This window comes from Lysinibacillus telephonicus (assembly GCF_003966145.1).
GTDB classification, from domain to species: domain Bacteria; phylum Bacillota; class Bacilli; order Bacillales_A; family Planococcaceae; genus Ureibacillus; species Ureibacillus telephonicus.
This window is the reverse complement of sequence record NZ_RXNR01000107.1, coordinates 1-9,292: the sequence shown is the minus strand read 5'-3', so window position 1 is coordinate 9,292 and position 9,292 is coordinate 1. Positions and strand designations below refer to the sequence as shown.

Annotated in this window: 11 protein-coding genes; 6 read left to right on the top strand and 5 right to left on the bottom strand. The window is 33.3% G+C overall.

The features are described 5' to 3' along the window. Positions 1-465: 465 nt before the first annotated feature. From EKG35_RS21100 to EKG35_RS19725, 5 genes are all read left to right on the top strand, one after another. Positions 466-630 carry a hypothetical protein gene (locus EKG35_RS21100; protein WP_185807838.1) on the top strand — a complete coding sequence of 55 codons (165 nt, stop codon included), beginning with the start codon at positions 466-468 and terminating at the stop codon, positions 628-630. Between the two features lie 24 nt (positions 631-654). Further along, complete coding sequence (locus tag EKG35_RS19740) at positions 655-864, top strand: hypothetical protein (protein WP_126296257.1); 210 nt, start codon at positions 655-657, stop codon at positions 862-864. A 61-nt stretch (positions 865-925) separates the two neighbouring features. Next, the gene (locus EKG35_RS19735; protein WP_126296256.1) at positions 926-1,258 is read left to right on the top strand and encodes an MmcQ/YjbR family DNA-binding protein; all 333 of its coding nucleotides are present in this window, start codon (positions 926-928) and stop codon (positions 1,256-1,258) included. Between the two features lie 209 nt (positions 1,259-1,467). Then, complete coding sequence (locus tag EKG35_RS19730; RefSeq protein WP_126296255.1) at positions 1,468-1,767, top strand: DUF2089 family protein; 300 nt, start codon at positions 1,468-1,470, stop codon at positions 1,765-1,767. Then, a complete protein-coding gene (locus EKG35_RS19725) occupies positions 1,764-2,048 on the top strand; it encodes a hypothetical protein (protein ID WP_126296254.1) in 285 nt (94 codons plus the stop codon). Before EKG35_RS19730 ends, EKG35_RS19725 begins: the two co-directional genes overlap by 4 nt. Before the next feature lie 264 nt (positions 2,049-2,312). On the opposite strand, the gene EKG35_RS19720 is transcribed toward EKG35_RS19725, so the two are convergent. The 4 genes from EKG35_RS19720 to EKG35_RS19705 are packed head-to-tail and all read right to left on the bottom strand — an operon-like array spanning position 2,313 to position 5,963. Beyond that, entirely contained in the window at positions 2,313-3,083 is a 771-nt protein-coding gene (locus EKG35_RS19720; RefSeq protein WP_185807837.1) for a (2Fe-2S)-binding protein, read from the bottom strand. After that, complete coding sequence (locus tag EKG35_RS19715) at positions 3,064-3,891, bottom strand: ABC transporter ATP-binding protein (RefSeq protein ID WP_126296252.1); 828 nt, start codon at positions 3,889-3,891, stop codon at positions 3,064-3,066. Before EKG35_RS19715 ends, EKG35_RS19720 begins: the two co-directional genes overlap by 20 nt. A gap of 15 nt (positions 3,892-3,906) precedes the next feature. Next, positions 3,907-4,962, bottom strand: a complete 1,056-nt coding sequence (locus EKG35_RS19710; protein WP_126296251.1) for a FecCD family ABC transporter permease — start codon at positions 4,960-4,962, stop codon at positions 3,907-3,909. Then, positions 4,959-5,963 carry a FecCD family ABC transporter permease gene (locus EKG35_RS19705; protein ID WP_126296250.1) on the bottom strand — a complete coding sequence of 335 codons (1,005 nt, stop codon included), beginning with the start codon at positions 5,961-5,963 and terminating at the stop codon, positions 4,959-4,961. The genes EKG35_RS19710 and EKG35_RS19705 overlap by 4 nt, the downstream gene beginning before the upstream one ends. Before the next feature lie 151 nt (positions 5,964-6,114). Between EKG35_RS19705 and EKG35_RS19700 the strand changes: the two genes are divergently transcribed. Continuing rightward, the gene (locus EKG35_RS19700) at positions 6,115-7,101 is read left to right on the top strand and encodes an ABC transporter substrate-binding protein (RefSeq protein ID WP_126296249.1); all 987 of its coding nucleotides are present in this window, start codon (positions 6,115-6,117) and stop codon (positions 7,099-7,101) included. 234 nt (positions 7,102-7,335) lie between these two features. Here the strand turns inward: EKG35_RS19700 and EKG35_RS19695 are convergent, their stop codons facing one another. Continuing rightward, a complete protein-coding gene (locus EKG35_RS19695) occupies positions 7,336-9,048 on the bottom strand; it encodes a methyl-accepting chemotaxis protein (protein WP_126296248.1) in 1,713 nt (570 codons plus the stop codon). Between the last annotated feature and the right edge of the window lie 244 nt (positions 9,049-9,292).

Sequence of the window (9,292 nt, the reverse complement as noted above, 5' to 3'; positions counted from 1 at the left end):
TTTCTTTTCCAATGAAATCACCTCTATACGCTCCTAACTCTAAAAAGTTAGGATTATTTTCATATAAAAGTGGCTCACTTTTCAATTGCTATGGTGGCTCAGTTTTAGCTTATCAAATACATTACCTAAAATTTATTGGATTATACTTATACCACTTGTTTTAGTTATAAGTTCGATAAATCTCATTAAGGAAATACAAAAGTATTCGTTCAATGATTTAGAAGACTTAGGCAGATATATAATTATTATTGTATTTAGTTTTTTTGAATCCTTTTTTATATGTTGTTAATATGGGGGACAGTTTCACTGTTAAAATATATATTTAAAAGTAGGCAAATACATATTTAATTCAAAAATGAAAAGCGTTTTTGTTGAAAGCTAGTGAATGTAGATAGCTTTCGCGGGTAGAATTTTTCCTTTTCATGATATGGTTAAACAAAATACATTCATGAGGAGGAACAAACAATGGAGTTTTACTTATTTGGTTTTATCGGTTTAGTTCTTTTGTTTTTTATCGTAATCTATGGGGTGCAAATGGGTATTGATTCTTCAAAGCAGGTTAAGGCTTTAAAGGCGGAGTTGAAGGATATTAAAAGACATATTAAAGAATTAGAGGAAAAGAAAAAATAATGTATTAGAAGGTGGGGGACTGTATTGGGGAAGTACGTTAGTATATTTTTCTTAACGATTATAATAAGTATATTTTTATTTTTCCTATTTGCTAATTTCATTAGTGGTGAAGGCGATGAAGGTTTAATTGTTGTGATTGGAATCATAAATGTTGTCCTCACTTCTTTTTTAATTTCACTAATATATTATTTAATAGATTTAATTAAAAAGAATATTCGAGAAAGAAGAAACTAAATTAAGAGAAAATTTATAACAGATTATAATATTTCATATTAAAGCGGGAGGAGAGGAAACAATGAAAACTAGAAAAGATGCTATTAGTTTCTGTTTGAAATTTGACAATACATATGAAGATTATCCATTTCGGGATAAAAATTGGACATTGATGCGACATAAAGAAAACAACAAAGTGTTTGCATGGATTTTTGAAAAAGATGAACATATTTGGATTAATGTGAAATGTGAATCTGGCTTATTGGATTTATGGCGGCAAATGTATGCTTCAGTGGTTCCGGCATATCACCTTAATAAAGACCACTGGAACTCTATTATTCTTGATGGCACTATTCCAGAGGAAGAGATTTATAAAATGATAAGTGACAGTTATCATTTAACGAAGGCGAAATAAACAATTGGTTTAACAAGTGTGTTTAATATCTTAAAAGGATAAATTTAAGTAATTTTGAAGAAGATGCTGCCTGTAATCAACTGAGGGTGTTTATCTGATGGGATGAATATCCTTTTTTATTTTAAAAAATATTAATAATGTTAAATAAAACTTGAACTTTATTAAAAATAATGTTTAAATTAACTTAAATAAATTAAAGGGGTGGTGTTGTGGATAAGCATGATATTCCTAGTTGGTTATTATCTTTAGAAAAAGAAGATGTTGAGTTTATTAAAAATTTCATATTAAATTCAGGATCATTAAAAGACATTGCAAAGTATTATGAAGTCTCCTATCCAACAGTAAGGATTCGATTGGATAAACTTATTCAAAAAATTACAATCAATGAAAGTGAAGAAAATGAAGAATTCGTAAGTTTTATTAAAAAACTATCAATCGATGATCGGATTAGCCTAGAAGATGCAAAATTGATCATTGAAAAATATAAACAGGAGGTACATAAGAAATGAACGACTGGTATAGACTTGCCATCATTGTTTTAGTATTCGCAGCTCAACATTTTTTATCAACTAGAAATAATTCGTATTTGGGTTTGCTTTTACCTATTGGTTATATAGTATTTTTAATATATATGCAGACAACAGGAATGGTTGACTGGTCTGTTTTAAAATTAGTTCTGTTTATTCTTGTGGGTGAAGCATTTTTAGTAGGATATTGGATTAGTGGAAGAAAAATTGTACTCAATAAAAGACAGAAAGAATTACAAAAGATGAAGGTTCGTGAAATTTAATTAAATTATTTTCTGCAAAAAAATCCAAAAAGCTTGAGATGAATTTAGGGCTGTCCTAGAAGTGTATATGATAACTTCTAGGACAGTTTTCATTATATGAATTATTTTATATCAAGCATTTGTGTCGCTTCGCTTTTAGAAAGCAAAAAAGTACAATTCAAAAATTGTACTTTTTTACTTTTGGGCAGCGCCCTTGTTATCATCTTGAAGATAGTAGGCTTGATGAAATTGCTTTTCTTTTGAACAAATAATACAGACATTTGATTAATTACTTTGTTTCCGTTTTATTGGACAGTTTTTGCAAAAGTACCCTTTATTTTCGGTTAAATAGGATAAACAGCAAGTTTTTCGATTATAGACTGTTTCCCCTAGAATGCTTTGACAATCATTTGTGCCTCTAAATTTTACAAAAGGATTTTCTTTATAATCGCCAAATAATATACTTTCACCATATGCAGTAATCATATCAAAATCTTCTTTAATATTGTGATGGCTCTTCGAATAAAGTTGATCGGCCAAAAGATTTTTATACATCCAAACAATGTATATATAAAGGTTTTCCCACATTATTATTTTCGATAGTTTTGAGACACTACTTAATTGTTTAAATAACACTTCGATATGGTTTGCAAATATCTCCTTTAAAATTTCACTTCTCCATCTTGCTCTGTTTTCTTGAGATGCTGGGCTTAAATTTATGTCATTAAATTTTATCGAAGGGAGCCATAGTATATCCGATTCATCTAAAGTTTCAACTGATAAATTATCAATTGAAAAGTTGATTCGTTTGTTAAACGCACTCATTGAATATAATGCGATTAGTACTGCAAAGCTATATCTTTTAACAAAGAGAGAGGCTGCTACACCTAGGTTAGCTGACTTCGTTTTTTCTTTCACAGTAGTTAAATAAATGTGAGCCTGATTGTCATTTATTAAATGACTTACTTGAACGGATAGAGGTGAAGAATTTGTTTGAAATGTTAACCGATATTTATCCTCAAGCACTTTTAGCTCATTAGGCGTGAACGGGTACAATATTATCTTTCACCCCATTTAAGTTCCTTCCTTTTCCATATGGAACGCACATTGGAGTTCCAAATACAGGATCTGCAACTACTTCACAGTCTAAATTAAAGACATTTTGAACTAACTTTCGATTTACAATATCTTCTGGTTTTCCATGAGCAAAAACAGTTTTGTCCTTAACTGCAATGATATGATGTGCATAGCGGCAAGCTAAGTTCAAGTCATGCAATACCATGACAATTGTTCTTTTTTCTTTTTCATTCAGCTCAAAAAGAAGATCCAAAACTTCAATTTGGTGGGTTAAATCAAGATAAGTAGTTGGCTCATCCAATAAAATTGTATTTGTATCCTGGGCAAGTGTCATAGCGATCCATGCTCTTTGTCTTTGTCCTCCAGATAAAGAGTCAACTAAACGTTCTGAAAGCTCAGCCATACCTGTTGATTGCAGAGCGTTTTGCACAATTTCTTCATCCTTTGAAGACCATTGTTGGTACCATTTTTGATATGGATAACGCCCTTGTTTTACTAATTGTAAAACAGTTAAACCTTCAGGGGATACAGGTCCTTGGGGCAAAATAGCTAACTTTTTTGCGATATCTTTTGTAGGCAATTTCATCATTGTTTCTCCATCTAACAAAATGGCGCCGCTCTGTGGTTTTAATAATCTTGCCATTGAGCGAAGAAGGGTAGACTTGCCACAACCATTACTGCCTATTAAAACAGTTATTTCACCATATGGGATGGTAATGTTTAAATGATCTATAATAATTTGGTCTCCGTAAGCTAAGGTCAAATCTTTTGTTTCTAATACATGCATAGTAATCACTCCTTTTTAAGCATTTCGCTGTCTATATAAAAGATAGATAAAGTAAGGTGCTCCAATTGTGGCAGTAAATACGCCGGCCGGAACCTCGACTGGCAAAAAGAGGGTTCTGCCAATTGTATCTGCCAGTAATACTAAGACTGCTCCTATAATTGCTGAAAGCGGCAAAAGATTTCCGAATGATGACCCTACTAACTTTCTAGCAATATGTGGTGCCATTAAACCAACAAAGCCTATACCACCAGCAAATGCAACGGCACTTCCAATCAATGCTGTACTTAGTAAAAGCATTCCTAAACGCTGTCTTTCAACTTTCGACCCAATACCTAAAGCAATATCTTCTCCCAACTCTTGGATATTTAAATGTCTGGTCATTATAAAAGCAATAATTAATAAAATAATAGTGATTGGAGCTAAAATTTGAACATTACTCCAATTTACTCCATAAACAGAACCTGTTATCCATACATTCGCCTGACTTGCTTGAACAATGGGTCCGAGAATCATAAATAAATTGGTTAATGCTTTTGTTAAAGCCCACAATCCAATTCCTATAAGTACTAAACGGAAGGGTGATAATCCATTTTTCCATGCAAGTATATAGAGTAGAAATGCAATAATTGTTGCACCAATAAACGCAGCAAGAGGCATCCAGTGTATGCTTACAGTTAAAACATTACTTTCATTACTAAATAGTGCTAAAAACAAAACAACTGCTACAGATGCTCCTCCGGTAATTCCAGTTACATCTGGTGATGCCAATGGGTTTCGAAGAATAGATTGTAAAATCGCCCCGGCCACTGCTAGGCTTACCCCAACCAAGATGGATATTATAATCCTTGGCATACGAAATGATTGAACAATCATCGATTCAAAGCTGCTGCTATTTCCAAATAAAATATTTATTACTTTCCATGGAGAGAAAATCTGTTCTCCCATTCCAGCACTTAGAAGGAAAATAACACCAAGAAAAATAAGGAAATATATATTATATTTAAATGCTTTACGGTCAACTAAAAAAGAGAATTTCTCACGAAAAGCTCTTACAGAAGTGTACTTTCTCATGCTAGTTTTCCACCTTTGCGTGCAATATAAATAAAGAATGGTATACCTACCAATGCTGTCATAATTCCAACTGGCACCTCTTCAGGCATCAACACATAACGGGCGCCTATATCTGCAATTACAAGAAAAATCCCACCTAATATTCCACAGTAAGGGATAATCCATCTATAATCATTGCCTATGAACGTTCTTACAACATGCGGTACGACAATTCCAATAAATCCAATTGGACCAGCAATAGCAACGGAACCGCCAGCAAGTAAAATAACAGCTATACCAGCTGTTAACTTAACAAATCCGGTCCTTTGCCCTAGTCCCTTTGCAACATCATCGCCCATAGTTAAAATATTGATTTTATTTGCCATGGCTAAAGCTATGATTATACCAATTACTATGTAGGGGAGAACGGAAAGTAAAATTTCTAGTTTTCTTCCTTGGACGGATCCAGACATCCAGAATAACACTTGATCTAATGCAGATTCATCCATAACAAGTAGGCCTTGTGTCAATGATCCAAAAAGTGCAGCAATGGCTGCTCCTGAAAGCGTCATTTTTATAGGTGTCATCCCATCCCGACCAATCGATCCTAAGAAATAGACTAAAAGACCAGCAATCGTTGCTCCAAGGAAAGCAATCCAAGTTGTTGCCTGTAAAGAAGTAATAGAAAATAACATGAGTGCAATAACAATGAAAAAGCTGGCTCCTGCATTAAATCCAAGAATGTCTGGAGAGGCAAGGGGATTTCTTGTTAAGGCCTGCAATAAAGCACCGGCTATAGCAAGGCTCGCGCCCACAACTGTTCCAATTAATGCCCTAGGTAATCGAACATCTTGAATAATAATATGTTCGTTCGAACCGTCAAAATGGTTAAAAGCATCAATCACAGTATTGATAGTTAAATCCGTATATCCAAGAACAAGGCTTAGAAAATTTACGATTAGTAGTAAAACGAATCCTAATACCAATCCAGCTATTTTTCTATTTCTATTATGAAGTTGCATATTTCTTTTCTCCTATATATGTATTAATAATTTAATAACTTGAAGTTTTTTATAATTGATTATCATTTTCAATTACATGTTGACATGGACTATTTTATCCAATATGATTCAGAATGTAAATGATTATCATTATCAAATGGAGGCTGGAAATATGTCTATATATTTCAAACAAAATAAACTTTTATTTTTAACTGTTCTACTATTTATTATCGTTCTTAGTGGATGCGGAAACAAGGCTGAAACTTCGAACGAAGAAAGTACATCTGATGATCAATCATCTAGTACAGAAGGTTATTCAGTTGAGCACGCAATGGGGACAACTGAAATCGAAAAAACACCTGAAAAAATTGTTATTTTAACAAATGAGGGCACAGAAGCCCTACTAGCTTTAGGTGTTAAACCAGTAGGAGCCGTCGAGTCTTGGACTGGAGATCCTTGGTACGATCATATTAAGGATGATATGGAAGGTGTAACAAGTGTCGGTACTGAAGGGGAGCCAAGTTTAGAAACAATTGCCTCATTAGAACCAGATTTAATTATTGGAAATAAAATGCGTCATGAAAAAATCTATGAGCAGCTAAGCACCATTGCACCAACTGTTTTTGCTGAAGATTTACGAGGAGATTGGAAGAAAAACTTCGAGCTTTATTCTAAAGCTGTGAATAAGGAAGCAGAAGGGAAAAAAGTAATTGAAGATTTTGATAATCGCATTGCAGACCTAAAAAGCAAATTAGGTGATCAATTACAAAAAGAAGTGTCCATCGTACGGTTTATGGCTGGAGATGTTCGTATTTATCATAAAGATACATTCTCAGGTGTTATATTAGACCAATTAGGGTTTGCTCGTCCTGAATCTCAAAATGTCGATGATTTTGCAGAGAAAAATGTAACAAAAGAACGTATACCTGCTATGGATGGAGATATTATTTTCTACTTCTCTTATGAAACAGGTGATGGCGAAGCATCGAAGTTAGAAGAAGAATGGGTAAATGATCCTTTATTTAAAAACTTAAGTGCAGTTAAAGAAGGGAATATCCATAAAGTAAGCGATGAAATCTGGAATACAGCTGGCGGTGTAGTAGCTGCTAACTTAATGCTAGATGATATCGAAAAGTTCTTCCTTGAAGAAAATAAGTAATATTCCAGTATGATTAATTCAGTAACTTAAATGAAAAATTTCTTTAAATGAAAAGCCAATAGAAGATAACCTCATAATTTTATAAAAGGTATTTAGGACAGGTTTGTTCTGAATGCCTTTTTTAATAGTACAAAATTTTGTAATATGTAAAAAGCCAGGTTTGATTATGTAGATTATCAAACCAGGCTCTTATTATTTTCCCTATATTATAAATAGCTAAATGGTGAAATTAACTTAAATTTTAAATTGTCTAATAAGCGATTGGAGGTCTTCCGCTAAATTCGCAAGTGCTTGTGAAGATGATGCTATTTCTTCCATTGATGCAAGTTGTTCCTGTGTTGCTGCTGTAACTGACTGTGTTCCAGATGCTGTTTCTTGAGCAACCTCGCTTACTTCCGTGATCGATTTATTTACATGACACGTTCCATCTAAAAGATTTTGCACATTTTTTGCTATGTTTTCAATTTGGGGAACTACATTTGTAATGACAGATTCAATCTGGGTGAAAGTATTTCCTGCAACTTTAACAACAGCGATTCCTTCTTTGACTTCACCAGTAGCTTCATTAACAGTCTTCAAAGTTTTATCTGTATCTTGTTGAATATCTGAAACTAAGCTAGAGATTTTCTGAGCTGAATTAGCAGATTCTTCAGCAAGCTTCCTAACTTCTGCTGCGACAACCGCAAACCCTTTTCCATGTTCTCCAGCTCTAGCAGCCTCTATGGCAGCATTTAGTGCTAGAAGATTAGTCTGTTCTGCGATGTTTGTAATCACTTCGTTGATTTGTCCAATTTCTCTTGAACGGTTTGAAAGTTGGTTAAATGAGTCGACTAAGGAAATTACCGTGCGATTAATAAATTCCATTTGATTATTTACTTCATTAATTACTTTTCTTCCTTCAGCAGACAATTGAGTTGCATGATTAACGGTACTTGACACTTCTTCTGTGCTTTTAAAAATTTGCTGAGTATCATTATTAATAGTTTCTATAACATTAGTACTTTCTTTTATAATTTCAACTTGATTCTCCGCCCCAATGACTAATTCTTGAGAAGTTGTAGATATATGTTCGCTTGCTTTTGTACTTTGTTCTGCGCTGGCGCTTAGTTCTTCTGAAGCTGCTGCAACTTGTTCGGAAGTATCGCCTACAGTTTTTATAATTGTATTAACACCTTCAATCATTCTATTAAAGGAATTATTCAACATTCCAATTTCATCTTTTGATTGGTAGTCCCCTTGAACAGTGAAATCGCCATTTTCTACTAGTCCTAATAGTTTTTGCATGTTTTTAATAGGGACTGTAACTAACCTTGAAATTAAAATGCCTACAGTAATTGTTATAAATAGTGATACTAGAATAGTAATAATTACAATTCTTTTGGCACTATCAGCTGTTTGAAGTGCTTCATTATATACGCTTTCAGCATTTGTTGTATTTGAATCTTCAATGCTAGTTAAAAGGTCATTTAACATAACTCGTTTTTCTTCTAACTCGTTTTGAAATATACTATATGCTTCATCATTCTGATTATTCATTGCCAGTTCTCTAACTCTATCTCTGGAAACCTCTAAATCTGTATTAATAGAGTTTAATGATTCCAGTTGCTTTTCAATTTCATCATGTAGTGACATAGAATTTAATTGTTCTAATAAGGAACGAGTTTCTTCTATATTTACATCAATGCGTTCATTAAGATATTCATTACGTTCATTATCTTTCGTTATCATTAATTCCAACAAATAAGCATTAATAGCACGATTGTTTACACTAATTGCACTGAACATTTGACTTGGCAGCAATTGGTCTTTGTAAATAGTATTAGAACTATTTGCAGTGCTTGAAAGACTGCTAAAGCTGACAAAGCCAATTGATAATGCGGAAATCGCAAATAATGCTATTAGCAAAATAAGCTTCTGTAATACTTTTAAATTTTTTAAAAACTTCATTTGTCGTTTTCTCCTTATTTGAAATGTGATATATTCACTTTTTATGTAAGCAATGGTTTATCTTAATGAATTAAAATGTACATAAAGTAGTGAAACTCTTTTAATTTATCGTTCATATTTTTAGTGTGCGCCCGGCATGCGTATGAACTATAGGGTGCAAGTCCCGAACCCCGAAGACAGAAGTAGAGGTTAGCTAAGAGCAAGGGTGTCCGTGGCGACGCGGAATCTGAAGGAAGCTGGAGGC